The sequence below is a fragment of the Actinomycetota bacterium genome (assembly GCA_016700055.1).
GTDB lineage: Bacteria > Actinomycetota > Acidimicrobiia > Acidimicrobiales > Ilumatobacteraceae > Kalu-18.
The window spans coordinates 1,232,300-1,258,338 of sequence record CP064997.1 but is presented as its reverse complement, the minus strand read 5'-3'; the positions used below and the strand labels follow the sequence as shown (position 1 = coordinate 1,258,338).

Sequence of the window (26,039 nt, the reverse complement as noted above, 5' to 3'; positions counted from 1 at the left end):
TCTCCGATCTCTGCGGCGAGGTGTCAGCTCGAATCGGGCGTCAGCTCGAATCGGTGGTCGGTGGTGTCTCCGTGCCCGGGGTGCGGGCGCCGAGCTCGATCACGAGGCGGGTGCGATCCTCGACGACGGGGAACTCACCGTTCGTCGGTGGGGCCAGCTCGCCTACGTCGAGGGAACGACCTTCGCAGTCGGTGAAGGCGCGGCTGCCCTCGACCTGTTCCACTGCGCACGCCGCCGACCGGTCGGCCGGGTGGGCGTAGTAGAGGCGCCAGCCGCGTTCTGGGTCGTCGCCGGTGTGATCGAGGACGAGGGTGCGCTCGCCCGTGGTCGTCCCGAGGCCGGCGAAGATGATCGGGCCGTCCTCTCGGATCGAGTCCGCCCAACGTTCGACGTTGCCGACCTCGAGCCGGTCCGGGGTGAAGGTCGTCGTGGCCTCGTCCCCGCCGGCCATCAGCGCAGCCACCCCCCACAGCAGCAGCCCGAGCACGGCGAACGCCACGATCCCGGCGAGCACGGGCACGACGGCCCGGGCGAAGGGGGATCGAAATCGTGCCTCGATGCGTTGCACGTCGTCAGTCTGCCCCGAACGAAGTCCCCGCACCCATCACGTCGCGCGGGCGCAGTTGGAGGGACGAGGCCGAGGGGGAATAGGGTGCGTGACTCGTGAAGCGGCCGTATCGCGTAGTCGTGGCGAAGCCGGGTTTGGACGGCCATGACCGCGGGGCGAAGACCATCACCCGCGCGCTTCGCGACCACGGCTTCGAGGTGATCTACACCGGGTTGCACCAGACGCCCGAGCAGATCGCGGAGACCGCCCTGCAAGAAGACGTCGACGCGGTCGGGTTGTCCCTGCTCTCCGGGGCGCACCTCACCTTGTTCCCCCGGGTGCTCGAAGAGCTCGTGGCTCGCGACCTCGGCGACGTGCTCGTGTTCGGTGGCGGGGTGATCCCCGAGGCCGACGTCCAGACGCTTCGGGCGGCGGGTGTCGCGGCGATCTTCGGCCCCGGCTCGTCGCTGCGCGCGATCGCGCAGTGGCTCGAGCAGGAGCTCGATTCGAGAGAAGAGGGGTAGCAGTTGGATCTGTTCGAGTACCAGGGCAAGCAGTACTTCGCGCGCTTCGACATCCCGGTCAGCCCCGGTGGGCCCGCCGACACCGTCGACGAAGCGGTCGCCGCGGCGGAATCCGCCGGCTACCCCGTGGTGGTGAAGGCGCAGGTGCAGGTCGGAGGGCGGGGCAAGGCCGGCGGGATCAAGCTCGCGACCGACGCCGACGAGGTGCGCCTGCACGCCGGCAACATCCTCGGCATGGACATCAAGGGCCACGTCGTGAAGCGGGTGTGGATCGAGCACGCGAGCGACATCGCGCAGGAGTACTACGCCTCGTTCACGCTCGACCGCGCCGCGAAGCAGCACTTGTTGATGCTCTCGGCCGAAGGGGGCGTCGAGATCGAAGAGGTGGCCGCCCGTGATCCCGACGCGATCGTGAAGCTGCACGTGAACCCGGTCGACGGGCTGTCGCTCGCGACGGCGCGGCAGGCCGCAGTCGACGCTCGGATCCCCGAGCAGGCGCTCGAGGGCACCGCTGACATCCTCGTCAAGCTCTACCGCTGCTTCACCGAGGGCGACTGCGACCTGGCCGAGATCAACCCGCTGATCCTGAAGCCGACCGGCGAGGTGCACGCGCTCGACGCGAAGGTGAGCCTCGACTCCAACGCCGAGTTCCGCCACCCGGAGTGGGCCGAGTGGAAGGCCACCGAAGAGCTCGACGAGCGCGAGCAGCTTGCCCGCACCCACGACCTGCAGTACATCGGCCTGGAGGGAACGGTCGGCATCATCGCCAACGGCGCGGGGCTCGCGATGAGCACGCTCGACGTCGTGAACCAGGTGGGGGGCAGGGCCGCGAACTTCTTGGACGTGGGCGGCGGCGCGAACGCCGACGTCATGGCCGCGGCGCTCGAGGTGATCAACTTCGACCAGAGCGTGAAGAGCATCTTCATCAACATCTTCGGCGGCATCACCCGCGGCGAAGAGGTGGGCAAGGGGATCGTCGAGGCTCTTCGCCGGGTCGACCTGCGGGCGCCGATCGTGATCCGCCTGGATGGCACGAACGCGGAGGAAGGGCGCCGGATCATCGCCGACGCGGGCATCCCGGAGTCGAAGCTGATCTCGAAGCCGACGATGTTGGAGGCCGCCGAGGCCGCAGTAGCGATCGCCAACGGAGGCAACTGAGATGGCCATCTTCGTGAACGAGCACACCAAGCTCCTCGTCCAGGGGCTCACCGGCGGGCAGGGCAAGTACCACGGTCTGCGCAACAGGGACTACGGCACCCAGGTGGTCGCCGGGGTCACGCCGGGCAAGGGCGGCCAAGACGTGGAGGGGATCCCCGTCTACGACACCGTCGCCGAGGCGGTCGCCGCCACCGGCGCGAACGCCAGCTTCGTCGCGGTCCCGCCGAAGGCCGCGCCGGCCGCGATCCTCGAGGCCGCCGCCGCTGGCGTCGCGTTCGTCGTGTGCATCACCGAGGGCATCCCCGCGCAGGACGAGGCCAAGGTCTACAACCTGCTCGTGCGGGACCACCCCGGCACGCGCCTGCTCGGGCCCAACTGCCCGGGGATCATCAGCCCCGGCAAGTGCAACATCGGCATCACGGCCGGCGAGATCGCGCTCCCACCCGTACCGGGCGCGAAGAACGTCGGCATCGTGTCTCGCTCCGGCACGCTGACGTACCAGGCCCTCTACGAGCTGAAGCAACGCGGTATCGGGGTGAGCACCTGCGTCGGGATCGGCGGCGACCCCGTGCCGGGGACGAGCTTCGTCGACTGCCTCGCCGAGTTCCAGAACGACCTCGAGACCGACGCGATCATCATGATCGGCGAGATCGGCGGGTCGGCCGAGGAAGAGGCCGCCGAGTTCGTGAAGGCGAGCGTCACCAAGCCGATGAGCGCCTACATCGCCGGGGTCACCGCGCCGGCAGGCAAGAAGATGGGCCACGCCGGGGCGATCATCTCGGGCGGCAAGGGAACTGCGCAGGGCAAGATGGAAGCGCTCGCGGCGGCCGGCGTGCAGGTGGGTCAGAACCCGACCGAGGCAGGCGACCTGATGGCGGCGATCGTCGCCGCGATGAGCTAGTCGTCCGTCGAGCTAGTCGTTAGATGAGCTAGTCGTCAGATGAGCTAGTCGTCAATTGAGCTAGTCGTCAATTGAGCTGGTCGCGGGCGCTCACGCGCCCGCGACGCTCTATCGGTGCGACTGCTCCGCGCTCAGGGAGCGGGCGGCGGCGGCGGCGGCGGGGGCGGAGGCGGAGGCGGCGGTGAGCCAGGTCCACCACCGAAAGCGCTCTTCAGCTTGTCGGGGTCCTTCAGGTCGGCGAGGTTGCCACCCGACTCGGTGAAGTTCATCACCGCGCCGACCGCAGCCACGACGGCGGCGGCGAAGGCGACGTACATCCCGATGCCACGGTCGAGGTCGATCTCGAACCCGGCAGCGCCTTCTTCTCCACCGCCGAGGATCACCCGCAGCAGCATCAGCAGGGCGCCGAGGCAGGCCCCGATGAGCAGTACCAGCGGCCAGGGCAACGAGCCCTTCTTGATCACCCCGCCGGCGTACAAGAAGGCGACGACTCCGGTGGCGACGATCAGCAGCCAGGCGAGCCCGCCGGTGAGCGGGTAGTCGAAGGCGTTGTTGCCGCTGGCGTCGCCGAGCTTGGCCCAGTCGAGAGCCATGCCGAAGATGAGCATCACCGCTCCACCCGCGACCATCAGCCAGGTAGATGTCTTGAATTTCGAGAAGTCCACTTAGTCCTCCCATGCGGTCTCGCGGCCCCGTGAACTGTGGTGCAACGTACACCGTGAGTGACGAGCGTCGAGGCGATGCTTCGCCGGGGGTGGTGTCACCCGCCCACAACTAGGGTCGGCTCGTGCCCACCGCGCTGCTCTCCGTGTACGACAAGTCCGGCATCGTCGAGTTCGCGGGCGCGCTGCACGAGCTCGGTTGGCGGCTGCTGTCGAGTGGCGGCACGGCGGCGGCGGTCGCCGGCGCCGGCGTTCCGGTGACCGACGTCGCGGAGCTCACCGGGTTGCCCGCCATCCTCTCGCATCGCGTCGTCACCTTGCACCCGTTCGTCCACGGCGGCATCCTCGCCGACCTCGACGACGAGGTGCACTGCGCCGAGCTGGCCGAACTGGGCATCGACCCGATCGGGCTGGTCGTCGTCAACCTGTACCCCTTCCACACCGATCCGGGCATCGAGCTGATCGACATCGGCGGTCCGGCGATGGTGCGCGCCGCAGCCAAGAACCACGCCCACGTCGGCGTCGTCGTCGACCCGGCGGAGTACCCCGTGGTGCTCGACGAGTTGGGTGCCAAAGGCGCGCTGACCGACGAGACCCGTCGCCGATTGGCGCGCGCGGCCTTCGCCACCACCGCGGCGTACGACGCCGCCATCGTCGCGTGGCTCGATGCCACGGAGCCCGGCGGTGCGCCGGTGCTGCCGGCCAGCATGCACCTGTCGCTCGAGCTCGCCCAGAGCCTGCGCTACGGCGAGAACCCGCACCAGCAAGGCGCCCGCTACCGGTCCGTCGGCCGGCGGAGCTGGTGGGACGATGCCGCACAGCACGGCGGCAAGGAGCTGAGCTACCTCAACCTGTACGACACCGAGGCCGCGTGGCGCCTCGTCAACGATTTCGCCGAACCGGCGTGCGTCGTCGTCAAGCACGCGAACCCGTGCGGAGTGGCGGTCGGGGCCGACCCCGCCGACCCCGTCGCCGACGCCTACCGCCTGGCCAACGCGTGTGACCCGGTGAGCGCGTTCGGGGGCATCGTCGCCGTCAACCGCACCGTCACCGCGTCCTTGGCCGACGCACTGGCGCCGGTGTTCACCGAAGTCGTCGTGGCGCCTGCTTACGAGGCGGACGCTCTCGCCGTGCTCACGGCGAAGAAGAACCTGCGCGTGCTCAGTGCCCCCGCTCCCTACGGCGCGCTGCTCGACATGCGATCGATCGACGGCGGATTGCTGGTGCAGCAGGTCGACCACGTGTCCACGGATCGCAGCACCTGGCAGGTCGTCACCAGCGCGCAGCCGACCGAGGAACAGTGGCGCGACCTCGCGTTCGCGTGGCGGGTGTGCGCCGCCGTCTCTTCGAACGCGATCGTGCTGGCGAAGGACCGGCAGGCCTTCGGCATCGGTGCGGGCCAGCAGAACCGCCTCGACTCGGCCCGCCTCGCCGTCGAGCGCGCGGATGCTCGGGCGATCGGGGGAGTCTGCGCGAGCGACGCGTTCTTCCCCTTCCGCGACGGCCTCGACGCGGTGGCCGCGGCCGGTGTCGCCGCGGTGATCCAGCCCGGCGGCAGCGTGCGTGACGCCGAGGTGATCGAGGCCGCCGACGAGCACGGCATCGCGATGGTGTTCACGGGCCGGCGCCACTTCCGCCACTGATCGGGAGGCACCGATCGCAATACCGATCCCCACACCGATCGCGAAGGTGTGGGGTAGCCTCGGCTGCACCCATGGCACGGATCGGTGACCTCCTCGCTGCCGGGAGGACGTTCTCGTTCGAGTTCTTCCCCCCGAAGACCGATGCCGCCCAGCTCACGCTCGGGCGCACGATCGCCGAACTCGAGCCGCTCGGGCCGAGCTTCGTCAGCGTCACGTACGGCGCCGGGGGCAGCACCCGTCAGCGCACTCGCGAGGTCGTGACGTGGGTGCGCCACGAGACGCCGATCACGCCGATGGCTCACCTCACCTGTCAGGCCCACGTCCGCGACGAGATCCGTCACATCCTGCACGACTACCGCGAAGCGGGCATCGAGAACATCTTGGCCCTCGGCGGCGACCCGCCGGGTGATCCCGCCGACGCCGGCCCGAGCGACTACACCTACGCCCTCGACCTGATCGACGACATCGACGCCACCGACCACTTCTGCGTGGGCGTCGCCGCCCATCCCGAACTGCACCCCCGCTCCCCCGATCGCGAGACCGATCGCCGGCACCTCGCCGCCAAGCTGCGACGAGCCGACTTCGCGATCACCCAGTTCTTCTTCGAGCCCGAGCACTACGTGCGCCTGGTCGACGAGCTCGCCGATCTCGGCGTGGAGAAGCCGGTGCTGCCCGGGATCATGCCGGTCACGAACAAGGCCCAGATACGGCGGATGGCCGAGCTCTCCGGCGCCGCCTTCCCGGCCTGGCTGGCCGAGCGGCTGGAGCAGACCGACGACGTCGACGAGGTGCGTCGGATAGGGGTCGAGGTGGCCACCGAGCTCTGCGCTCGCCTGCTCGACGCCGGCGCGCCGGGGCTGCACTTCTACACGTTGAACCGCTCGACGGCGACCCGCGAGATCTACGCCAACCTCGGCCTGCCCGCTCACCGCTGATCCCTCGTCGCGGCCTGCGTGGGCGATACTTGAACCCGATGGCCACGCTGGCTCCACCGCGGCGCGCACCAGAGCTGATCAGTCGGGTTCCCTACCTGCCGGGGCTCGACGGCATGCGCGCGCTCGCCGTGGTAGCGGTGATGATCTACCACGCCAACTCCTCGTGGCTGCACGGGGGGTTCCTCGGGGTCGAGGTGTTCTTCGTGATCAGTGGCTACCTGATCACGTTGCTGCTCGTCGCCGAGCACGAGCGGTCACGGCGGGTGAGCCTCGGCCAGTTCTGGCTGCGGCGTGCCCGCCGCCTGCTGCCCGCGCTGTTCACGATGATGGTCGCGCTCATGGTGTGGGTGTCGTTGTTCGAACGCGACGCGCTCGGGCAGATGCGCGGCGACGTGATCGCGGGCGTCTTCTACGTGTCGAACTGGTACCAGGTGTTCGTCGGCGCGGGGTACACCGCGGTCAACGAATTCGCGCCGCTGCGCCACCTGTGGAGCCTCGCCGTCGAGGAGCAGTTCTACCTCGCCTGGCCGCTCGTGATGACGCTCGTGCTGCGACGCGGGCAGCGCAACCTGCCCCGTGCCGGACTGTGGATGGCCGTGGCCGCGCTCGCGATCGCGGTGTTCACCGCGATCGCGGTGCCCACCGGACCGATCGGCACCTGCACCGATACCCCTGCCGCCTATTGGCAACTCGGTGGGCGCTGCATCAACAAGGTCGACTTCTTGTACCTCGGCACGTTCACCCGGGCGAGTGGCCTGCTGCTCGGCTCGGCGTTCGCGCTGTGGTGGCGACCGATCGCCATCATGCGCTCGCCGGCGCGCAAGCTCGGGCCTCTGGCCGACCTCGCTGCGCTCGCCGGGCTGGCGCTGCTCGGATTCCTTGCCTGGCAGCTGACGATCCTGCAGGTCGGTGGGGAGGACGGAACGCACGCCGACCTGTGGCTGTTCCGCGGCGGGCTGCTGCTCACCGCCGTGGCGACGCTGATGGTGATCGCGGCGGTCACCCACCGCCGCGCGGTGATGGGGCGCGTGCTCAGCATCAAGCCGCTGCTGTGGGCGGGCACCCGCTCGTACGGGCTGTACCTCTACCACTGGCCGATCTACCAGATCGTGCGCCACGAGGCCGGGGTCAAGCTCACCTTCGTCGAGTTCCTCGCCTGCATGCTGGCGACAGCGGTCGTCACCGAGGCCTCGTACCGCTTCGTCGAGACCCCGATCCGCCAGGGCCGCACCCTCGCTTGGTTCCGCGGCCTGCGGGTGCACGCCCCCGGCTCGGCCGAGCGCCGGCGCCGGCTGCTCGTCGTCGCAGGGGTCGGCGTGGTGCTGCCGGTGTTCGCCGGCTTCAGCCTGGCCACTGCCGAGCTGAAGCCGAACGAGGTGGCCGCGAGCCTCGACGCCGGCGAGGACGTGGTGGTCGACATCAGCGACCTGATCGGGGGGAGCACGTTGCCCTCTACCGACGGCAGCGACCCGACCGGCACTGCGTCGGACGTGAGCACCGCGTCGACACCGCCGACTGATCCCGACGAGACAGGTGTGACCGCTTCGGCCGCCCCCGGGGTGACGACGCCGCCGACGGCGGCCCCTGCGGCGCCGACCACCACGGTTGCGTTCACCCCGGTCGACGTCTTCGCCGTCGGCGACTCGGTGATGCTCGGTGCGGCGCCGACGCTCACCGAGCGCGGAGCGGTGGTGAACGCGGAGGTCAGCCGGCAGGGCCGCGCGGCCATCCAGATCCTCGCCGACATGAAGGCCTACGGCCTGCTCGGCAACGTGGTGGTGATCCACCTCGGGACGAACGGCTCGGTGAGCCAGGAGACGTTCGACGCCATGCTCGACCAGGCGCGCGACGTGCCGCTCGTGCTCGTGCTGACGGTCGACGTGGACAGGGGCTGGACGGAGCCGAACAACGCGGTCATCCGCGCGTTGCCCGGTCGCTGGCCGAACGTGAAGGTGCTCGACTGGCAGGTGGAGTCCGCGGGCTGCATCGACGACTGCTTCGCCGACGACGGCATCCACCTGCGCGCCTCGGGAAGGCGCTACTACACCGACGCGATCTGGCGGGCGATCGGGCGGCTCTAGTCCCGCCGGCGACCGGGGCAGGCGGCGCCGACGGGCTTTCTGCGCGGCGGGTCGGTCGGCCTACGCTCGGCGCCATGACCTCCTCGCCCACCCGTGTCGCCGTCACCGGAGCCGCCGGACAGATCGGCTACAGCTTGTTGTTCCGCATCGCGTCCGGAGCCATGCTCGGTCCCGACACGCCGGTGATCCTCCAGCTGCTCGAGATCACCCCGGCGCTGAAGGCGCTGCAAGGGGTGCAGATGGAGCTCGACGACTGCGCCTTCCCTCTGCTGCAGGGCATCGTCGGCACCGACGACGCCGACGTCGCGTTCGGTGACGCCGACGTGGCGTTGCTCGTCGGCGCGATGCCGCGCAAGGCCGGCATGGAGCGCAGCGATCTGCTCAGCGCGAACGGCGGCATCTTCCAGCCCCAGGGACAGGCGCTCGGGCGTAGCGCGAAGAAGGACGTGAAGATCCTCGTCGTCGGGAACCCGGCCAACACGAACGCGCTGATCGCGATGCACAACGCACCCGAACTCGATCCGGGGCGGTTCACGGCGATGACCCGGCTCGACCACAACCGCGCGGTGACGCAGATCGCGAAGAAGCTCGGGCGCCCCGTGAGCGCGGTGAAGAAGATGACGATCTGGGGCAACCACTCCACCACTCAGTACCCCGACCTGTTCCACTGCGAGGTCGACGGGCGCTCGGCTTACGAACAGGTGGACGACCACGAGTGGGTCGACTCGACGTTCATCCCGACTGTCGCGAAGCGCGGCGCGGCAGTGATCGAGGCACGGGGTGCGTCGTCGGCGGCCTCGGCGGCGAACGCGGCGATCGACCACGTCCGCTCGTGGGCGCTCGGCACGCCCGAGGGCGACTGGGTGTCGATGGCCGTGCCGAGCGACGGCAGCTACGGGGTGCCCGAGGGCCTGGTGTCGAGCTTCCCGTGCGTGTGCCGTGACGGCAGCTACGCGATCGTGCAGGGGCTCGACCTCGACGAGTACAGCCGCGCCAAGGTCGATGCGTCGGCGGGCGAGCTCGCCGAAGAGCGCGACGCGGTGCGTGAGCTGGGGCTGATCTGAACGAGCCGGCTAAGTAGCCGGCCGAGCGAACGCGGCGGCGACGCCGCCGGCGATCACCAGGAAGGCTCCGACGCCGATCAGGTCGGACAGCGAGACGTCGAAGAAGCTCGCCAACCGGAACAGCTGGACCACGAAGAGCAGGCCGACGGCCGCGAGCACGATGCCGGCCACACGCACCGCCATCGGTGCCCACGGCTCCTTGACGAACGAGAGCGCGGCCGTCGCCGCTGCCAGCGCGAGCACGACGAAGCCCACGTTGAAGCCGTCTCCGGCGGTCGTCTTGAAGTCGACGAGGAACGCCGCGGGAGTGCCGAACGCGTTCTCCGAAGCTCCGCCCGCGTCGATCCACGGCAGCAGCGCGCCGAGCACGGCGAGCACCGCTCCGGCGGCAGCGAGGTAGCGCAGCCACTCCTGGCCGGGGGCCGCCGTCGCCGCCCGAGCAGCTGTCGCGCTGGCGGGGACGAACCCGCCCGCGGGTGCGACCGCCGTGAGATAGCGGCCGTCGACCCAGCCCGTCCAGCCGTTGGCCGCCTGTACGTGCGCCCAGCCTCCCTGCGACTGGACGACATGCAGCGGTGTCCCGGCGACCAGGCGGGCGACGGCGGGCAGCGACCCGTTGGGGGTGGCCCACGCCGACATCCCGCCGGCCGGCACGTACATCGTCGTCTGCGCCGGCACGGTCTGCGCGGGCACAGTCTGCGCCGGCACGGTCTGCGCGGGCACAGTCTGCGCCGGCACGGTCTGCGCCGGCACGGTCTGCGCCGGCATCGTCTGGGGAATCGGCGCCGCGGGTCGGGTGACCTGCTCCAGCGACATGCCGCACGCAGTGCAGAAGCGGTCGTCGGGCCCGCTCGGGCTCGCGCAGCGAGGGCAGTTCATGGTGACCTCCCGTCATCCGTGGTGGAGACCGCGACGCGACAACCGAGGCGCATCATCGCGTCGACACCTTGCTTCAGCTCCTCGTCGGTGATCCGCGTGCTGCCGCCGTCCTCGCCGAGTACGTCGGAGACCGTCATCATCGCCAATGCCTCGATGCCTTTCACGGCCGCGACGGTGTACATCATCGCCGCCTCCATCTCGACACCGACGTGGCCGAGGCGCTTCCACCTGGCGAACGCCTCTTGGTCGGGGTCGTAGAACAGCCCGCTCGTGACGATCGGCCCGACGTGCACCGTCGCCCCTGCCTCACGGCTCAACCGCACGGCCTCCTCGACGAGGGTCCAGGTGGCCGCCGGCGCGTAACCCGCCATGCCGGCGTAGCGCAGCGGGGTGGTGTCGTCCGACGATGCGCTCAATCCGACCACGGTGTCGCCCATCGACATGCCCGCGCCGAGCCCGCCGCATGTGCCCACCCGCACCAGGCGGGTGACGCCGAGCATGATCAGCTCCTCGAACACGATCCCGCTCGACGGGCAGCCCATGCCGGTGGTCTGCACGCTGATCGGCCGGCCCTCGAACGTGCCGGTGTAACCGAGCATTCCCCGCTCGGTGTTGACGCAGCGGAAGCCAGCCTCGAAGAAGGTCTCCGCGATGTACGTCGCCCGCCGGGGATCACCGGGACAGAGGACGTTCGGTGCGTAGTCGCCGGGTTCGGCGCGCAGGTGGATGGGCATGGGGCGGAGCGTACGCGGCGCGAAGCGCTGGGTCATTCACGCATGGCGGCGGTGCAGGCGAGCGCGTCGCAGGCGTCGATCAGCTCGCCGTCGTACATGAACGCCTCCTTCTGCACCCTCACGTTCGCGTCGTTGCGGGGGTCGCCGTGGGGATCGCGGCTCGACCGCGGCGGCTCGTTCTCGAGCGGGATCGGGTCGGAGCCGGAGTCCCACACGACGAGTGCCGAGCCGTCGGTGGGGTACTCGAGGGCGTCGATGCCCCACGCCGGGTCCCTGTCCGGTGTGCGCTCCTCGGCCACGACCGGATAGTGCACCGGGATGCCCATTGTGCGCGCCGCGATGTAGGCGCTGAGCTCGGTCACCTGCCAGTCGCCGAACGCGACGTGCAACAGCACGTCCTTCGCCGGCGTACCTGGGTAGGGGTCGCTGACGACGTGCTGCACGTAGCCGGCTCCCTCGCCGCGGTCCCACAGCATCTGGATGAACGAGACGAGGAAGGTGCGGTCGAGTGCGCTCGGGTAGGCGGGCACCATCACCAGTTCGTACTCGTCGAAGTCCACCGAGCGGGGCAGCAGCAGCGAGTAGTTCATGCCCACCACGCCGAGCACCGCCCGCTCGAAATCGGGCGACACCGCGGTGAGCATCAAGCCCATGATCCCGCCCTGGCTGTTGCCGTCGTACGCGTAGGCAGAGGTGTCGATCATCGGTGTCGCATCGGCCCGCTGGAATGCCGGGTGCGACACGAGGCCATCGGCCCTCGTCATCAGCCGGCCGAGGAAGATCTGGTTCAGCGCGCCTTGCTGCATGCGATCAGCCATGGTCGGGAAGTTGGAGAACTCCTGCAGGCTGGTGATGGCGTTCGCGATGTCGTCCTCGCTCATGCCCGCCCACTTCGTGGCGCAGAAGACGATGTTGTGCTCGTTCGAGAACGCGTTGAGGTTGCCGGCGTCGACCTCGGTCTCGCTGCCGAGCAGACCGTGGCCGTACTGCGCGAGGCGGGCCGGCTCGGTGCCGTTCATCGTCGCCTCCGACACGATGCACATGAACGGGGCCTCGACGGTGCCGTTCTGCACGGGGAGCGAGTCGGGCTCGCTCGCGGTGTCGGCGGAGTAGTTGAACCGGTTCCCCGGGGCCCCGTCCCCGGTGAGGTAGTTGGGCACCGTGTAGGTGCCCTTCACCACGCGCGCGAGCCCTGCCTCGGGCGCCTCGATCACCTCGGTGACGGCGAACGCGGGGGCGCTCTCGTCGCCGAGCACGCCGAGCGCGTCGTCGCGGATGTGCAACAGGCGCCCGCTCACGTTCTCGGTGGAAGCGACGGTGAAGTCCCATGCCAGCACGAGCTCGTCGCGCTGCACGCCCGCCTCGACCAGGGCGCCGATCGCCGCTTCCATCGCCGGGCGACGGTTCTCGATCACCTCGACCTCGGTCGTCAGGGCGTCGCGGTAGGCGCGGAAGACCGCACCGGCCTCGATCGGCTCGCCGTCGGTGCCGACGAGGTTGCGCAGACCGACGGCGAAGCTGTGCCCCTCGGGCAGCGAGATGGCGGGGTGGATGACGAGGAGCTGCTCGTCGGGCGACTCGGCCTTCGCGTCGGGCTCGGCCCAGAGGGGGATGCGTTCACCGGTGTCGAGGTCGACCATCAGCACCGTGGCGTCGTCGGCGAGCGACAGCGAAAGGTCCGTCCACGGCGGCAGCTCGGAGGCGACGGGGTCCAACCCGGGGACGAGCGTGAGCAGGGTGGAGTTGGGGCTGAAGCCGTCGTTGCGGTTCCACTCGGCGGCGTCGACGTGGACGCCGTCGGTGTTCGCCGGAAGTCCCGCCGAGTCGAACGACACGCGCCTGCCGGTGTTCGACGACGGGTCCTCGACGGTGGCCGCGTTGGACGGGTAAGGCAGGTAGCAGCGGGCGGTGTCGAGCGGGTCACACGTCTCTGCCGAGCCGGCGTCGAGCGCGGCTTGTATCGCCGCCAGCGTCTCCTCGTCGGCCGGCGTCGCCGGCGCCTCGGTGACCGGTGGCGCGGAGCTGGTCGTCGTCGCTTCGGTGTCGACGGTCGTGTCCGGCGCGGTGTCGGGGGTCGTCTCCACCCCGGTGCCGGGAGCGTCGGTGTCGCTGCTCGCTCCGTCGTCGCCCGAGCATGCTCCGACGACGAGCACTGCGGCGAGAACCAGCCCGAATCTGCGACCGCCCATGATCGTTCCCTCCCCCGGCCGCCCCCACGGGCGACGGGGCGAAGTTACCCGGCGGGTGTCGGCGCGGGCGACCTCTCCGGGCCTTCTTCCACCGCTTGTCAGAAGCTTGTGAAATCCCCCCTTGCGCGACCACCTTGTGGTAGGGGAGAATTGCACCACTGTAACTACACGGCTGCCACGCCGTTCGTCTGGGGGGCTCCGAGTTCGCTCGGGTCGACGAGGCGTGCGGATGGGTCGCCAGCCCGACGCAAATGCTCGGAAAGCGAGGGCGAACACCGACCATGAACGACCACGACGAACGGACCTGGCAAGACGAGGCGAACTGCCTCGGCGTCGACCCCGACCTGTTCTTCCCCGAACGCGGGGCATCCACGCGTGAGGCTAAAGAGGTATGCCGCGGCTGCGTCGTGCGACTCGACTGCTTGGAGTACGCGCTCGCCAACGGGGAGAAGTTCGGCATCTGGGGTGGGCTCTCCGAACGCGAACGGCGCCGACTGCGCCGCCAGCGCGCCCAGGCGGCGCGCCGCACCGCGACCGCCTGAGCGAGCTCGGGCGGTCCTCAGCCCTTCATCGTGCCGAGCCGGCCGGCGAGAACCGCCAGGCGATGCTCGATGGTGCGCTCCGGACCGACGTCGAGCTCGGCGAAGCGGGTGGCGGGGATGCGTCTCAGCGCGGCTTCGGGGATCAGCCCGACCAGTTCGGCGCCATCCACGTCCACCTGGTTCGCGACCGCGTCGAATGCCTCGGCGGGGCCGGCCCCGACCAGGGGGTCGATCAGGTTCATGCTCACCTGCAGCCGATCGCCGACGACCAGGCCGAGCGCTCGCACGGCGTCGCTGCGCACGGCGGCCGCCGCACGCCGGGCCTCTTCGATGGTGACACCGGCAGCCAACCAGACGTTGTAAGCCACCAGCAGCGGCCGCGCCCCGACGCAGATCGCGCCCGCACTCGGGTGGGGCTGCTGCGGGCCGGTGTCGGGTGCCAGGTCGTGGAACGCGCGTCGACGCACGTCGGGCAAGGAACGATGCGGGCCGTAGAGGAAGCACGGCACCCCGAGCTCCTCACCCGCCCAGGCGGCGAAGGCGTCGCGCGAGGCGACGGCATCGGCCATCGTCGAACCCCGAAGCGGGACGAACGGCACCACGTCGACCGCCCCGAGCCGGGGGTGTACGCCCGAGTGGACGCGGAGATCGATCTGCCCGACAGCGGCGCGGGTCAGCATCCGCGCGGCGCTGGAGCCGACGAGGGTGAAGACGCTGCGGTTGTGATGGGGATCGGCGTGGACGTCGAGCAGGTCGTCGGCGACCTGTTCGGCGAGCGCGGCGACGAGGCCGTGTCGGCGTCCCTCGCTCACGTTGACGACGCACTCCAGCACTCGGGGCCTCCCCAGCCGGGCCAACGGTCGCGGGCGGTGGTACCGTGACCACAATGATCGCAGGTATCTTCGACGGCCCCGAGTGGATCATCATCCTCGTCGTGGTCCTCGTGCTCTTCGGCGGCTCACAGATCCCGAAGCTGGCGCGCAACCTCGGTCAGGCCCAAAAGGAGTTCAAGAAGGGCATCGCCGAGGGTTCCGAGGACGAGAAATCCTCCAGCTGACCCTTCAGTTCTCGGTCGGTTGAGTCGCGCTATGTGTCACAAATCCGACCGAGAATGTGGGGGCGGGGAGAGCTAGACGGTGAGGCGGCGGCGCTTAGCGATGCGGCGGCGCTCACGCTCGGAGCACCCACCCCACACTCCGTGGTCGATGCGCTCGTCGAGGGCGTGCTCCAGGCATTCGGCCACGACAGGGCAGGTAGCGCAGATCTTGCGCGCCCGGTCGACACCCACCCCGTCGCTCGGGAAGAACACAGCAGGCGGGTAGTTGCGGCATGCGCCGTTCGCCATCCAGGCGGTCGCGCTGTCGTCTTGCATTTCGGGTGTCTCCTTCTGCCGAAGTCGTCGGCCCGCTGGGTGCCGCCCCGAGGGGATGGCAACCGCACTCGCCAGGTGACGTCGGTATGTCGTGGTCGTTGGGTTTGACGTCATCCGGGCGGGTCTGGTTCCCGACACCTTGTCGGCCAGTCAACCAGGCACGACCACTCCCCGCCAACGCTCGGCCGTCGGGTGCAAGGCCCCCGGTAGGCTCGCGGCGATCCACCGAGACGGAGCAGTGCAGCACCCCATGACCGATATCGCCGTCAATCTCGAGCCTCCCCGGGCGCACGTGCGCATCGTGTACCTCGGTCCGGTCTCGCCGCACTGGGAAGTGATCGCCGACTACGGCGACCGCGCCCTCGCCGACGAGTTCCGCACGCGCGTGCTCGCCCGGCTGGTGCTGCTACCTCGTGACGACCCCCAGTTCCGGCGCAATCGCGAGCGCATCCTGCGCGACGCCGAGCGGGAGAACATCGCCGTCGCGTGGGACCTCGGCCAGCCCGACGACTTCGGGTGACCCGCCGATCGGCTGACGCTGCATCTGCTCGGTTCGACCACCACCCGCGGTGGTGGGCCGTTAGTACGATTGCGCGATGGACGATCGCTTCCTGAACCGGGAGCTCAGCTGGCTCGACTTCAACGAGCGGGTGCTGCACCTCGCCGCCGAGACGGGCATCCCGTTGCTCGAGCGGGTCAAGTTCTGCGCGATCTTCTCTTCCAACCTCGACGAGTTCTTCCAGGTGCGCGTCGCGGCGCTGATGGACCAGGAGGCTGCCGGCCTCACCACCTCCGCCCCGGACGGCCGCTCCCCCAGCCGCCAGCTGATGGAGATCGGGTGGCGCGTCGGAGAGCTCGCCGCCCGCCAGGAGCGGATCTTCCTCGACTCGCTCGCTCCCCAGCTCGCGCGCGAGGGCATCAACGTCTGTGGCTGGGACGACCTCGACGAGGACGACCACAAGTTCCTCGTCGACGTCTACGAGCAACGCATCTTCCCCGTGCTGACGCCGCTCGCCGTCGACCCCGCGCATCCGTTCCCCTACATCTCCAACCTCGCACTCAACCTCGCTGTGATGGTGCACGACCCGGACACCGACGAGCGCCGCTTCGCCAGGGTGAAGGTGCCAACGGTCTTCCCGCGGCTCTTGGCCCTGCCCGACGAGCGCCGCTTCGTGCCGGTCGAAGAAGTCATCGCGTCGCAGCTCCACACGCTGTTCACGGGGATGGTGGTCGAGCACTGCGCCAGCTTCCGCGTCACCCGCAACGCCGACCTCACCCTGGAAGAGGAAGAGGCCGACGACCTGCTGGCGGCGGTCGAGATGGAGCTGCGGCGGCGGCGTTTCGGGCGCGCGGTGCGCCTCGAGGTGCACGAGAGCATCGACGCCGAGGTGCTCGAACTGCTGCTGCGAGAGCTCGACCTCGAGCCCGACGACGTCAGCCGCCACCGCACCATGCTCGACCTCACCTGCCTGTGGCAGCTCCATGCCGTGGAGCGCGCCGACCTGAAGGACGATCCATGGCCCCCGGTCACCGCCGGAAGGCTTGCTCTCGCCGAAGAGACCGACCGGTCGATCTTCTCCGTGGTCCGTGAACGGCCCTTGCTCGTGCACCACCCTTACGAGAGCTTCGCCAGCTCGGTCGAGACGTTCCTCTCGCAGGCGGCCGACGACCCGCAGGTGCAGAGCATCAAGATGACGCTCTACCGCGCGGGAGGCGACAGCCCGATCATCCGCAGCCTGATCCGCGCCGCCGAGCGGGGTGTGCAGGTGGCGGTGCTCGTCGAGCTGAAGGCCCGCTTCGACGAGGCCGCGAACGTGAGCTGGGCGAAGGCTCTGGAGCGCTCGGGGGTGCACGTCGTCTACGGGCTCGTCGGCCTGAAGACGCACTCCAAGTGCGTGCTCGTGGTGCGCGCCGATCCGGACGGGCTGCGGCGCTACGTGCACATCGGCACCGGCAACTACAACTCGAAGACCGCGCGCATCTACGAAGACATCGGGTACATCACGTGCGACCCGACGATCGGCGCCGACGTCACCCAGCTCTTCAACCACCTCACCGGCTACAGCCGCGACGTCCACTACCACACGCTGCTGGTGGCCCCGCGCGAGCTGCGTGACGGCATCGTCGAGCTGATCAAGCGTGAGGCCGAGTACGGCACGTTCGGCCGGATCACGATCAAGGTCAACTCCATCGCCGATCCGGCGATGATCGAGGCCCTCTACGAGGCGAGCCGGCTCGGTGTCGAGATCGATCTCGTCGTACGCGGCATCTGCTGCCTGCGGGCCGGAGTGCCCGGGCTCAGCGAGACGATCAGGGTGCGTTCGGTGCTCGGGCGCTACCTGGAGCACTCGCGGGTGTACCGGTTCGCGAACGGTCGCGGGCCCGGCGAGCCAATCCACTTCATCGGCTCGGCCGACTTGATGCCGCGCAACCTCGACCGCCGGGTGGAGGTGCTCACGCCGGTGCCGCATCCCAAGCACAGGGCTTGGCTCGACAAGATGTTCGAGTTCCTGTTCGATCCCGACGCCCCGGCGTTCGAGATGCGCTCCGACGCGAGCTGGGAACGGGTCGGGTCGAGCTCGTTCGAGCCGCACACGCAACGGCAGATGTACGAATGGGTGTCACACACCCAGACACAAGGCAGACGAACGCCGGCATGAGTCCGCCGCAGGCCCGTGTGCTCGACGCGTGGCCAGAGCTACGTCCGCAGGCGGTCATCTCCGCGGTGCCGAGGGCGAGCATGCGCGCCGCCGGGCGCGTCGAGCACGACGACGACCGCGTCGACACGGTCGACCTGCGGCTCACCCTCGGCGGAGTCACGCTGCGCCGGGCAGTGCTCGGCGCCGACGAGGTGTGGGACATCGCCGTCGAGCCCTCCCCCTGGTGGCACTCGGATTGCGGCCGTGAGACGCGCTGGTGGCAGGAGCCCGCCGGCGCCGGCCCGCCCGCGGCCCTGCAGGGCGTGCTGCGTGGCGCCGGCGTCGAAGACCTCGTCGACGTCCGCCGCCGCGCCCGGCGCTGGAGCATCGTGCGCGACGACGGACGGCGTGGCGCGTCCGGCGACGCCGCCGCGTCGGTGGTGCTCGAAGACATCCTGATCGGTGATCAGCCCGTCGTGACGACGGTGCGCATCTCCGGCGACGCGCACCTCGTCGAGGATCTCGTGTCTGCCTTCGGCGCCGCCGGAGCTACCGAGCGAACGCACACCACGGCGCTCGACGTCCTGGCCGGCCGTGCGCGTCCGGAGATCGTCACGCTGGAGGACCTCCCCCCCGATCCGCTGGCCGGCCACGTGGTGCGCCGTGCGGTCGCCGCCTCGGTGGCGAAGCTGCTCGCCAACGATCTGGCCGTCCGGCTGCGGCTCGGGCCGGAAGGCGTTCACCAAGCGAGGGTGGCCACACGGCGCCTGCGCAGCGACTTGCGCACCCTCGGCGAGCTGGTCGACAGCACCTGGGCGAGCGAGCTCGGCGAGGAGCTGCGCTGGTTGGCGAGCGCCCTCGGGAAGGTACGTGACGCCGACGTGCTCGGCCTTCGGCTGCAGGCGCGACTCGACACGCTCGAGCCGGCCGAGCGCGAGCTCGGGGCGGTGCTGCTCGACCGGCTGCACGAGTCGCGCAACCTCGACGTCTGTGCTCTCGACGAGGCGATGTCGTCTGAGCGCTACGCGCAGCTGCTCGATCGGCTGCTCACCGCGGCTCGGGCGCCTGTGCTGACCGAGGCCGCGGCGGGTCAGGCTCACGCGGTGCTCGACACCATCGCCGCGCGTGCCTGGCGTCCCCTGGAGAAGGCGGCGAAGCGGGCGCGGCGCGACGGCGAGGCAGCTCCGATCGACGAGATCCACGCGGTGCGCATCAAGGCCAAGCGGTTCCGCTACGCCGCCGACGCGGCTTCTCTCGTGGAACCGGCGGCACAGCGCCATGCACGGCGGATCGCCGCCCTGCAGGACGAGCTCGGCGAGCTGAACGATGCCGCCACCGCCGAGCGTTGGCTACGCGCCCAGTTGACTACCGGGTCGGCAGATCTCGCCTTCGTCGTCGGCCAGCTCGTCGGGTGCGAGCGCGCCGAGATCCAGCACCGCCGCCAGTCGTGGGGCGCGGCGTGGACCGCCGCGTCACGGCCGCGCGAGCGCCGCTGGCTGGCCAGACCCTGAACCTGGCACCGCCGGCAAGGGTTCGCCAGTCGTTCACCCCCCGTTCACTTCGCCGGGGCGGGGAGGACACCTCGGGTGTCTACCGTCCGGGGCGGTCCTGAACCCCCAACGAAGGAGACCCCCGCAGTGAACATCTCCCCCTCGCGCATTCGACTCGTCGGCGTGGCCATGGTGCTCGGCCTCGTCGCGTCGGCATGCGGCGGCGACGACACGACCACCGACGACTCGACCACCGACGACTCGACCCCGGCGACCGGCTCTCCGGACGATTCCTCGCCGGCGGGCGAATTGCCCGGGGGGAGCGTCTTCGTGACCGGCTCCTCCACGGTCGAGCGGATCTCGATCCGCGTCGGCGAGCTGGCGTTGGAGGAGAGCGACGGGGCGCTGAAGGCGACGGTCGAAGGGCCGGGCACCGGCGACGGGTTCGCCAAGTTCTGCGCCGGCGAGGCCGACATCTCCGACGCCTCCCGCCAGATCAAAGAGGAAGAGGCCGCGACCTGCGCCGACAACGGCGTCGAGTTCGTGGAGCTCGAGGTGGCCATCGACGGCTTGACCGTGGCCACGAGCACGAACAACACCGAGGTGGAGTGCCTCGACATCCCCGGGCTGTACGCGCTGCTCGGCCCCGAGTCCGAGGGCATGGGCAATTGGTCTGACGCGAACGATCTTGCCGGCGAGGTCGGTTCGGCCTCGGCTCCGTTCCCCGACGCGCCCCTCGTCGTCCACGGCCCTGGTGAGGAGAGCGGCACCTACGACACGTTCGTCGAGTTCGCCATCGCCGACCTCGCCGAGGAGCGCGGCCAGTTCGTCGGGACTCGCCCCGACTACGCGTCGAGCGCCAACGACAACTTGATCGTCGACGGCATCGAGGAGAGCGACACCAGCCTCGGTTGGGTGGGTTACGCCTTCTACCAAAGCGAGCAGGAGCGGATGAAGTCGATCGCGATCGACGGTGGCGAGGGCTGCGTCACCCCGACCACGGAGACCATCGCCGACGGCAGCTATCCCTTCTCCCGCAGCTTGTACGTCTACGTGAACAGCGCCAAGGCCGCGGAGAACCCCGCCGTCGCGGCCTTCGTGGACCTCTACCTGTCGGAAGCCGGGCTCGCCCAGGTCGCCCTCGCCGGCTACGTCGATCTGCCCGCCGACCGCCTCCAGGCCACGGCCGAAGCCTGGGCCAACCGTTGACACTCACCGTCGCCGATTTTCGAGGCGACCCGCGGCGGCGCCGGCGAGAGCGCTCGATGAGAGCGCTCTTCCAAGGCGCCGCCGCGGCCTCGATCGTGATCAGCGCGCTGATCCTCTTCGTCTTGGTGCGCGGCGCGTGGAACTTCATGCAGGCCATCGACTGGGACTTCTCGATGCTGTCCGACACCGGATGGTTCCCCCGCCGCGAGCGGTTCGACCTGCGCACGATCTTCGTCGGCAGCCTCGTCATCGGCGCGGTGGCGATGGTCGTCGCCCTGCCCTTCGGGCTCGGCACCGCCGTCTACTTGTCCGAGTACGCGAAGCCGAGGACGCGTCGCATCGTCAAGCCCGTGATCGAGGTGCTCGCGGGCATCCCCTCGGTCGTGGTCGGCTACTTCGCTCTCAGCTTCATCGCCCCCGAGGTCGTCGGCAGGCTGTTCGACCCCACCCAGCCGCGCAACATGCTGGTCGCGGGCATCGGCATCGGCATCCTCGTGATTCCGATCATGGCCTCGATCAGCGAGGACGCGTTGCGCGCGGTGCCCGACTCGCTGCGTGAGGCCAGCTACGGAGTCGGGGCGCGCAAGGTGAGCACCACGCTGCGGATCGTGATACCCGCCGCGGTGTCGGGAATCGTGGCCGCGTTCATCATCGCCACCTCGAGAGCGATCGGCGAGACGATGGTGGCGACGATGGCCGGCGGCTACGACGGCAGCGGCCCGTTCAACGGGCTCAACCCCCTCGAACCCGGGCTGACGATGACCGCGGCGATGACCAACGCAGCAGGCGGCACCGACCAGGTGAAGGCCGGCTCCGCGTTCGAGGTGCTGTTCCTCGTCGGCTTCTTGCTGTTCGTCGTCACCGTGCTGCTCAACCTCGTCGGCGAGCGGTTCGTCGGCCGGGTGCGGCAGAAGTACTGAGATCGGGGAGACGATGGCACTCATCACACCAGCCGGAGCCGTTACGGAGGCGAAGCGCATCGTCGGTGGCTCGCTCACCTCCCGGCGCAGGGATACGACGGGTGCGGTGCTCCTCGTGCTGCTCGGCCTCGCCGTAGTCAGCACCTTGCTCGTCCTCTTCACCCTGCTCGGCCAGGTGCTGGTGCAGGCGCTGCCGCTGCTCGGCGAGCGTGGCGCGGAGTTCGTCACCGACACCATCGGATCGGAACCGGACGCGGTCGGGATCTGGCCGGGTCTCTACGGATCGTTCGTGATCGGGCTCGGCGTCCTCGTGGTGGCGATCCCGATGGGCGTCGCGGCGGCGATCTACCTCGAGGAGTACGCGCCCGAGAACCGTCTCAACCGGTTCATCCTCGTCAACATCCGCAACCTGGCCGGGGTGCCGGCGGTGATCTACGGCGTGCTCGGCCTGATCATCTTCGTCGGCTGGCTGAGACCGGTCACTGGCGGCGAGAGCGTCCTCGCCGCCGCCCTGACGATGGCCGTGCTGGTGCTGCCGATCGTGATCATCACGTCGATGGAGGCGCTGCGGGCCGTGCCCCAGGGACTGCGCGACGCCGGGTACGGCGTCGGCGCCTCGCGCTGGGAGGTCACCCGCGACCACGTCCTGCCCTACGCGGCACCCGGCATCCTCACCGGCACGGTGCTGTCGCTCGCTCGGGCGCTCGGCGAGGCGGCCCCGCTCATCATGGTCGGTGCGATCACCGGGCTGCTGCCGGAGACGTCGCTGCAGGGGAAGTTCACGGCGATCCCGATGCTGATCTTCAACTGGTCGGGCCGCCCGGACCCGCCGGGCGCAGAGCTCGGCTGGTCGAACACGGCCGCGGCGGCCGGCCTCACGTTGTTGTTGCTCGTGTTCTTGTTCAACATCGCCGCGATCTTGCTGCGCAACCGGTTCGAGCGGGCGAGGACGGGGACATGAAGACCTCGGAGGTGGCTACGGTGACGGACCAGGGCGGGATGATGGACGCAGACACGGCACACAGGGCAGACACGACACACAGGACAGACAGGGCAGATGCGGTAGGCATGGCAGACGTGCAGGGCTCAACCGACCAGGTGGCGACGATCTCGCCGACGCCTGTGGCCGACGTGGTCTTTCGTGTCGAGGACCTGAGCGTGCGCTACGGCGACTTCCGGGCGGTGCGCGACGTCACCCTCGACGTTCACCAGCACGAGATAACGGCGTTCATCGGACCGTCGGGTTGCGGGAAGACGACGGTGCTGCGCTGCTTCAACCGGATGAACGACTTCATCGAGAGCGCCCGGGTAGAGGGCAGCGTCCGTTACCACGGTGTCGACCTCTACGACCCCGAGGTGAACTCCACCGAGGTGCGCCGGCGGATCGGCATGGTGTTCCAGAAGCCCAACCCCTTCCCGAAGTCGATCTTCGACAACGTCGCTTACGGCCCGCGGCTGCTCGGCGTCAGGTCGAAGTCCGAGCTCGCGCAGATCGTCGAGCGATCGCTGCGCGACGCGGCGCTGTGGGACGAGGTGAAGGATCGGCTGAAGGCGTCGGGGCTGAGCCTGTCGGGGGGCCAGCAGCAGCGGCTCTGCATCGCGCGAGCCCTTGCCGTGGAGCCCGAGGTGATCCTGATGGACGAGCCGTGCTCGGCCCTCGACCCGATCGCGACCGCCCGCATCGAGGATCTGATGCAGGAGATCAAGCGCGACTACACGATCATCATCGTCACCCACAACATGCAGCAGGCGGCGCGGGTGAGCGACAGAACCGCCTTCTTCACCACGGAGATCAACCCCGAGAGCGACCGGCGGACCGGACTGCTGATCGAGCTCAACCAGACCGACAAGATCTTCTCCACTCCCGACGACCCGCGCACCGAGGCATACGTCACCGGGAGGTTCGGCTGATGGACGAGATCCGCCGCGGCTTCCATCACGACCTCGACGTCGCCCGCCAGGAGATCACGCGCATCGCGGCGCTCGTGATCGAAGCCATCCCTCGGGCCACGCAGATCCTGCTCGACCAGGACCTCGAAGGCGCTGAACACCTGATCATGGCCGACGACGAGATCGACGCCCGCAGCATCGAGCTGGAGGAGCGCTGCTACCAGATGCTCGCGCTGCAGCAGCCTGTCGCCGGCGACCTTCGCCAGATCATCGCCGCGATCAAGATCATCTCCGAGCTGGAGCGTTCCGCCGACCTCTGCGTGAACATCTGCAAGGCGGCGCGGCGCATCTACGGCCATCCGCTCGACCCCAAGCTGCGCGGCATCATCACCAAGATGGGCGAGCAAGCCCAGGTGCTGTACCGCGAGGCGATGGAGTCCTACGCCACGAACGACGCCGCCCGGGCGGCGGCGATCGACGACATGGACTCCTACCTGGACGATCTCCAGCGCCAGTTCATCCAGGCGATCTTCGAGTGCCACGCGGTCGACCGCGTCGACCTGCAGGTTGCTGTGCAGCTCGCGCTCGTGGCGCGCTTCTACGAGCGCATCGGCGACCACGCGGTGAACGTCGGCGAGCGTGTGCGGTACCTGGCCACGGGATGGATGCCGGAGCACGAAGGGGCCCGGCGCCACCAGGCTCGCGCCATCTCCGAAGAACCCTCCTCCGGCGGATCGGGCGCGCCAGCGGCCGACGGCGACGGGCAGTCCTGACGGGTTCTCTGTGCTCGCCGTCTGGCTCCTGCTCTCTGCGCTGGCCGGCTGTCTGGCGACCGCCGTGGTCCTGCGCAGCCGCGGGGGCGACGCGCGCGCGGCAGGGGTGGACGCGCCGGGGCAGTCGACGGCGCGTGAGCCGCTGCCGCTGCGCGAAGCACTCGATGCCCTGGGGGTGGGCGTGGTGCTTGCGGACCGAACCGGGCGAGCCTCGTTCCGCAACCGTGTGGCTGCCGGACTCACCGGCGCGCATCACGCCGACGTGCTCGTAGACGAAGCCGTGGAGCGCCATCTGCACGCGGCGTCCGCGGGGGAGACACGCCGTCAGGTGCTCGACCTCTACGGCCCCCCCCATCGGGTGGTCGCGGTGCAGGCGCGCCCGCTCGGCGGGTCCGGCACGATCGCGATCGTGGAGGACGTCACCGAGCGCTCACGTCTCGACACCGTGCGCACCGACTTCGTCGCGAACATCAGCCACGAGCTGAAGACGCCGGTCGGGGCCCTCGCCGTGCTGGCCGAGGCCATCGACGGCGAGGACGATCCGGTGGTCGTCCAACGCCTCGCGTCCACGCTGGTCGACGAGGCCCACCGCGTGGGCCGCACGATCGACGACCTGCTCGAGCTGTCCCTGATCGAGCTCGACCGCGAGCTCCACCGCGAACCGGTCGACGCCGGGCTCGTGCTCGCGGACGCGGCCGAGCGCTCGCAGGCGCTCGCCGAGCGCAGCGGCATCAGGCTCGAGGTGGCCCCGACCGGGCCGGGATGGCAGGTTCTCGGCGATCGACGCCAGCTCGTGTCGGCGGTCGCGAACCTGGTCGACAACGCGGTGAAGTACTCCGAAGCGGGCACCACGGTGAAGCTGTTCGTGCAGGCCGCGCCCGCCGCGGTTGGCGGCGAGTGGCTCGACCTGTGCGTGGAGGACCAAGGCATCGGCATCCCCCAGCGCGACATCGACCGTGTCTTCGAGCGCTTCTACCGCGTCGATCGGGCCCGCTCCCGGGCAACCGGGGGCACCGGACTCGGGCTCGCGATCGTGCGCCACGTGGCCACCAACCACGGCGGCACGGTGTCCGTGACGAGCGAGGAGGGGGTGGGGTCGACGTTCGTGCTGAGGATCCCGGCCCAGCCTGCGCTCGCCGGCCGGCAGGGCGCAGCGGAGCAAGCGTGATGCAGACGGTGCTCGTGGTGGAGGACGAGGCGAGCTTCGTCGACGCCCTGACCGTCGGGCTCCAACGCGAGGGCTTCCGGGTGGAGGTGGCCCGCGACGGGTTGGAGGCGCTCGAGCGGTTCGACCTGGTGGCGCCGGACATCGTGCTGCTCGACGTGATGCTGCCGAAGGTGTCGGGCATCGACGTGTGCAGAGAGCTGCGCAAGCGCAGCCAGGTGCCGATCATCATGGTCACCGCGAAGGGGGCCGAGATCGACACCGTCGTCGGCCTGGAGGTGGGCGCCGACGACTACGTCACCAAGCCCTACCGCATCCGTGAGCTCGTCGCCCGGATGCGTGCCGTGCTGCGTCGGCAACCCGGCGGTGAGGTCGAGCCCGACGGCGGTGCGGGCGCCAAGCTGGTGGTCGGTGACGTCAGTCTCGACCCGGAGGCCTACGAGGTCGAGGTCCGCGGCGCACCGGTGAGCTTGGCGCGCAAGGAGTTCGAGCTGCTCCATCTGCTGCTGGAGAACGCCGGCAGGGTGCTGCCGCGCGATCTGCTGATCGATCGGGTGTGGGGCAGCGACTACGTCGGCGACACGAAGACGCTCGACGTGCACGTCAAGCGCCTGCGCGCCAAGGTGGAGAGCCAACCTGCGCACCCGACGCGGATCGTGACCATCCGCGGGGTCGGGTACAAGTACGAGCGTCAGCGCGACTGACCGGCTGGATCGGCGCCG

At 69.8% G+C, this 26,039-nt stretch carries 26 protein-coding genes; 19 read left to right on the top strand and 7 right to left on the bottom strand.

From position 1 onward, the window contains the following. Window positions 1–40: 40 nt before the first annotated feature. Window positions 41–568, bottom strand: coding sequence for a hypothetical protein (locus IPM43_06005; GenBank protein QQS25914.1), 528 nt, complete (start codon window positions 566–568; stop codon window positions 41–43). A gap of 95 nt (window positions 569–663) precedes the next feature. On the opposite strand from IPM43_06005, the gene IPM43_06000 reads away from it, so the two are divergent. Genes IPM43_06000 through sucD form a run of 3 tightly spaced genes read left to right on the top strand, consistent with a single transcriptional unit; the run spans window position 664 to window position 3,130 of the window. Continuing rightward, window positions 664–1,071 carry a cobalamin B12-binding domain-containing protein gene (locus IPM43_06000; GenBank protein ID QQS25913.1) on the top strand — a complete coding sequence of 136 codons (408 nt, stop codon included), beginning with the start codon at window positions 664–666 and terminating at the stop codon, window positions 1,069–1,071. 3 nt (window positions 1,072–1,074) lie between these two features. Beyond that, window positions 1,075–2,229, top strand: a complete 1,155-nt coding sequence (sucC, locus tag IPM43_05995) for an ADP-forming succinate--CoA ligase subunit beta (protein ID QQS25912.1) — start codon at window positions 1,075–1,077, stop codon at window positions 2,227–2,229. A gap of 1 nt (window position 2,230) precedes the next feature. Next, complete coding sequence (gene sucD, locus IPM43_05990) at window positions 2,231–3,130, top strand: succinate--CoA ligase subunit alpha (GenBank protein ID QQS25911.1); 900 nt, start codon at window positions 2,231–2,233, stop codon at window positions 3,128–3,130. A gap of 131 nt (window positions 3,131–3,261) precedes the next feature. On the opposite strand, the gene IPM43_05985 is transcribed toward sucD, so the two are convergent. Next, window positions 3,262–3,795, bottom strand: coding sequence for a hypothetical protein (locus IPM43_05985; GenBank protein ID QQS25910.1), 534 nt, complete (start codon window positions 3,793–3,795; stop codon window positions 3,262–3,264). Window positions 3,796–3,917: 122 nt separating this feature from the next. Here IPM43_05985 and purH point away from each other — a divergent pair, with 122 nt between their 5' ends. The 4 genes from purH to IPM43_05965 all read left to right on the top strand — a co-directional run bounded on the left by purH (window position 3,918) and on the right by IPM43_05965 (window position 9,515). Next, window positions 3,918–5,435 carry a bifunctional phosphoribosylaminoimidazolecarboxamide formyltransferase/IMP cyclohydrolase gene (gene purH / locus IPM43_05980; GenBank protein ID QQS25909.1) on the top strand — a complete coding sequence of 506 codons (1,518 nt, stop codon included), beginning with the start codon at window positions 3,918–3,920 and terminating at the stop codon, window positions 5,433–5,435. Between the two features lie 71 nt (window positions 5,436–5,506). After that, window positions 5,507–6,370, top strand: a complete 864-nt coding sequence (gene metF / locus IPM43_05975; GenBank protein QQS25908.1) for a methylenetetrahydrofolate reductase [NAD(P)H] — start codon at window positions 5,507–5,509, stop codon at window positions 6,368–6,370. 38 nt (window positions 6,371–6,408) lie between these two features. After that, entirely contained in the window at window positions 6,409–8,451 is a 2,043-nt protein-coding gene (locus tag IPM43_05970; protein QQS25907.1) for an acyltransferase, read from the top strand. 74 nt (window positions 8,452–8,525) lie between these two features. After that, a complete protein-coding gene (locus tag IPM43_05965; protein ID QQS25906.1) occupies window positions 8,526–9,515 on the top strand; it encodes a malate dehydrogenase in 990 nt (329 codons plus the stop codon). A gap of 9 nt (window positions 9,516–9,524) precedes the next feature. Here the strand turns inward: IPM43_05965 and IPM43_05960 are convergent, their stop codons facing one another. Genes IPM43_05960 through IPM43_05950 form a run of 3 tightly spaced genes read right to left on the bottom strand, consistent with a single transcriptional unit; the run spans window position 9,525 to window position 13,317 of the window. Next, complete coding sequence (locus IPM43_05960) at window positions 9,525–10,394, bottom strand: hypothetical protein (protein QQS25905.1); 870 nt, start codon at window positions 10,392–10,394, stop codon at window positions 9,525–9,527. Further along, entirely contained in the window at window positions 10,391–11,128 is a 738-nt protein-coding gene (locus IPM43_05955) for a purine-nucleoside phosphorylase (protein ID QQS25904.1), read from the bottom strand. The genes IPM43_05960 and IPM43_05955 overlap by 4 nt, the downstream gene beginning before the upstream one ends. Before the next feature lie 32 nt (window positions 11,129–11,160). Next, window positions 11,161–13,317 (bottom strand): hypothetical protein, encoded by a 2,157-nt coding sequence (locus tag IPM43_05950; protein ID QQS25903.1) that lies wholly within the window; start codon window positions 13,315–13,317, stop codon window positions 11,161–11,163. Between the two features lie 251 nt (window positions 13,318–13,568). Between IPM43_05950 and IPM43_05945 the strand changes: the two genes are divergently transcribed. Beyond that, entirely contained in the window at window positions 13,569–13,859 is a 291-nt protein-coding gene (locus tag IPM43_05945) for a WhiB family transcriptional regulator (protein ID QQS25902.1), read from the top strand. Window positions 13,860–13,876: 17 nt separating this feature from the next. Here IPM43_05945 and IPM43_05940 read toward each other — a convergent pair whose 3' ends face one another. Next, window positions 13,877–14,692, bottom strand: coding sequence for a glutamate formiminotransferase (locus tag IPM43_05940; GenBank protein ID QQS25901.1), 816 nt, complete (start codon window positions 14,690–14,692; stop codon window positions 13,877–13,879). A 53-nt stretch (window positions 14,693–14,745) separates the two neighbouring features. On the opposite strand from IPM43_05940, the gene tatA reads away from it, so the two are divergent. Further along, window positions 14,746–14,916 (top strand): twin-arginine translocase TatA/TatE family subunit, encoded by a 171-nt coding sequence (tatA, locus tag IPM43_05935; GenBank protein ID QQS25900.1) that lies wholly within the window; start codon window positions 14,746–14,748, stop codon window positions 14,914–14,916. Window positions 14,917–14,988: 72 nt separating this feature from the next. Here tatA and IPM43_05930 read toward each other — a convergent pair whose 3' ends face one another. Next, window positions 14,989–15,231: a WhiB family transcriptional regulator gene (locus IPM43_05930; protein QQS25899.1), complete on the bottom strand. Its 243-nt coding sequence runs from the start codon at window positions 15,229–15,231 to the stop codon at window positions 14,989–14,991. A gap of 250 nt (window positions 15,232–15,481) precedes the next feature. On the opposite strand from IPM43_05930, the gene IPM43_05925 reads away from it, so the two are divergent. From IPM43_05925 to IPM43_05880, 10 genes are all read left to right on the top strand, one after another. After that, a complete protein-coding gene (locus IPM43_05925; protein ID QQS25898.1) occupies window positions 15,482–15,751 on the top strand; it encodes a hypothetical protein in 270 nt (89 codons plus the stop codon). Window positions 15,752–15,827: 76 nt separating this feature from the next. Next, on the top strand, window positions 15,828–17,891 hold the full coding sequence (ppk1, locus tag IPM43_05920) for a polyphosphate kinase 1 (protein QQS25897.1): 2,064 nt from the start codon (window positions 15,828–15,830) through the stop codon (window positions 17,889–17,891). After that, window positions 17,888–19,381, top strand: a complete 1,494-nt coding sequence (locus IPM43_05915; protein ID QQS25896.1) for a CHAD domain-containing protein — start codon at window positions 17,888–17,890, stop codon at window positions 19,379–19,381. Before ppk1 ends, IPM43_05915 begins: the two co-directional genes overlap by 4 nt. Window positions 19,382–19,507: 126 nt before the next feature. Next, a complete protein-coding gene (locus tag IPM43_05910) occupies window positions 19,508–20,569 on the top strand; it encodes a substrate-binding domain-containing protein (GenBank protein QQS25895.1) in 1,062 nt (353 codons plus the stop codon). Between the two features lie 56 nt (window positions 20,570–20,625). After that, entirely contained in the window at window positions 20,626–21,489 is an 864-nt protein-coding gene (gene pstC, locus IPM43_05905; protein ID QQS25894.1) for a phosphate ABC transporter permease subunit PstC, read from the top strand. Between the two features lie 13 nt (window positions 21,490–21,502). Further along, window positions 21,503–22,450: a phosphate ABC transporter permease PstA gene (pstA, locus tag IPM43_05900; protein QQS25893.1), complete on the top strand. Its 948-nt coding sequence runs from the start codon at window positions 21,503–21,505 to the stop codon at window positions 22,448–22,450. A gap of 107 nt (window positions 22,451–22,557) precedes the next feature. Further along, window positions 22,558–23,400 carry a phosphate ABC transporter ATP-binding protein gene (locus IPM43_05895; GenBank protein QQS25892.1) on the top strand — a complete coding sequence of 281 codons (843 nt, stop codon included), beginning with the start codon at window positions 22,558–22,560 and terminating at the stop codon, window positions 23,398–23,400. Then, entirely contained in the window at window positions 23,400–24,152 is a 753-nt protein-coding gene (gene phoU / locus IPM43_05890) for a phosphate signaling complex protein PhoU (protein QQS25891.1), read from the top strand. The genes IPM43_05895 and phoU overlap by 1 nt, the downstream gene beginning before the upstream one ends. 10 nt (window positions 24,153–24,162) lie before the next feature. Further along, window positions 24,163–25,320 (top strand): ATP-binding protein, encoded by a 1,158-nt coding sequence (locus IPM43_05885; GenBank protein QQS25890.1) that lies wholly within the window; start codon window positions 24,163–24,165, stop codon window positions 25,318–25,320. Next, window positions 25,320–26,021: a response regulator transcription factor gene (locus IPM43_05880; GenBank protein ID QQS25889.1), complete on the top strand. Its 702-nt coding sequence runs from the start codon at window positions 25,320–25,322 to the stop codon at window positions 26,019–26,021. Before IPM43_05885 ends, IPM43_05880 begins: the two co-directional genes overlap by 1 nt. Window positions 26,022–26,039 lie beyond the last annotated feature (18 nt).

Excerpts from the sequence above, each read along its gene's own strand:
- sucD (QQS25911.1), top strand. The coding sequence starts at position 2,231 with ATGGCCATCTTCGTGAACGAGCACACCAAGCTCCTCGTCCAGGGGCTC.
- metF (QQS25908.1), top strand. The coding sequence starts at position 5,507 with ATGGCACGGATCGGTGACCTCCTCGCTGCCGGGAGGACGTTCTCGTTC.
- IPM43_05970 (QQS25907.1), top strand. The coding sequence starts at position 6,409 with ATGGCCACGCTGGCTCCACCGCGGCGCGCACCAGAGCTGATCAGTCGG.
- IPM43_05965 (QQS25906.1), top strand. The coding sequence starts at position 8,526 with ATGACCTCCTCGCCCACCCGTGTCGCCGTCACCGGAGCCGCCGGACAG.
- IPM43_05960 (QQS25905.1), bottom strand. The coding sequence starts at position 10,394 with ATGAACTGCCCTCGCTGCGCGAGCCCGAGCGGGCCCGACGACCGCTTC.
- IPM43_05955 (QQS25904.1), bottom strand. The coding sequence starts at position 11,128 with ATGCCCATCCACCTGCGCGCCGAACCCGGCGACTACGCACCGAACGTC.
- IPM43_05950 (QQS25903.1), bottom strand. The coding sequence starts at position 13,317 with ATGGGCGGTCGCAGATTCGGGCTGGTTCTCGCCGCAGTGCTCGTCGTC.
- IPM43_05945 (QQS25902.1), top strand. The coding sequence starts at position 13,569 with ATGCTCGGAAAGCGAGGGCGAACACCGACCATGAACGACCACGACGAA.
- tatA (QQS25900.1), top strand. The coding sequence starts at position 14,746 with ATGATCGCAGGTATCTTCGACGGCCCCGAGTGGATCATCATCCTCGTC.
- IPM43_05930 (QQS25899.1), bottom strand. The coding sequence starts at position 15,231 with ATGCAAGACGACAGCGCGACCGCCTGGATGGCGAACGGCGCATGCCGC.
- IPM43_05925 (QQS25898.1), top strand. The coding sequence starts at position 15,482 with ATGACCGATATCGCCGTCAATCTCGAGCCTCCCCGGGCGCACGTGCGC.
- ppk1 (QQS25897.1), top strand. The coding sequence starts at position 15,828 with ATGGACGATCGCTTCCTGAACCGGGAGCTCAGCTGGCTCGACTTCAAC.
- IPM43_05915 (QQS25896.1), top strand. The coding sequence starts at position 17,888 with ATGAGTCCGCCGCAGGCCCGTGTGCTCGACGCGTGGCCAGAGCTACGT.
- pstC (QQS25894.1), top strand. The coding sequence starts at position 20,626 with ATGAGAGCGCTCTTCCAAGGCGCCGCCGCGGCCTCGATCGTGATCAGC.
- pstA (QQS25893.1), top strand. The coding sequence starts at position 21,503 with ATGGCACTCATCACACCAGCCGGAGCCGTTACGGAGGCGAAGCGCATC.
- IPM43_05895 (QQS25892.1), top strand. The coding sequence starts at position 22,558 with ATGGCAGACGTGCAGGGCTCAACCGACCAGGTGGCGACGATCTCGCCG.
- phoU (QQS25891.1), top strand. The coding sequence starts at position 23,400 with ATGGACGAGATCCGCCGCGGCTTCCATCACGACCTCGACGTCGCCCGC.
- IPM43_05880 (QQS25889.1), top strand. The coding sequence starts at position 25,320 with ATGCAGACGGTGCTCGTGGTGGAGGACGAGGCGAGCTTCGTCGACGCC.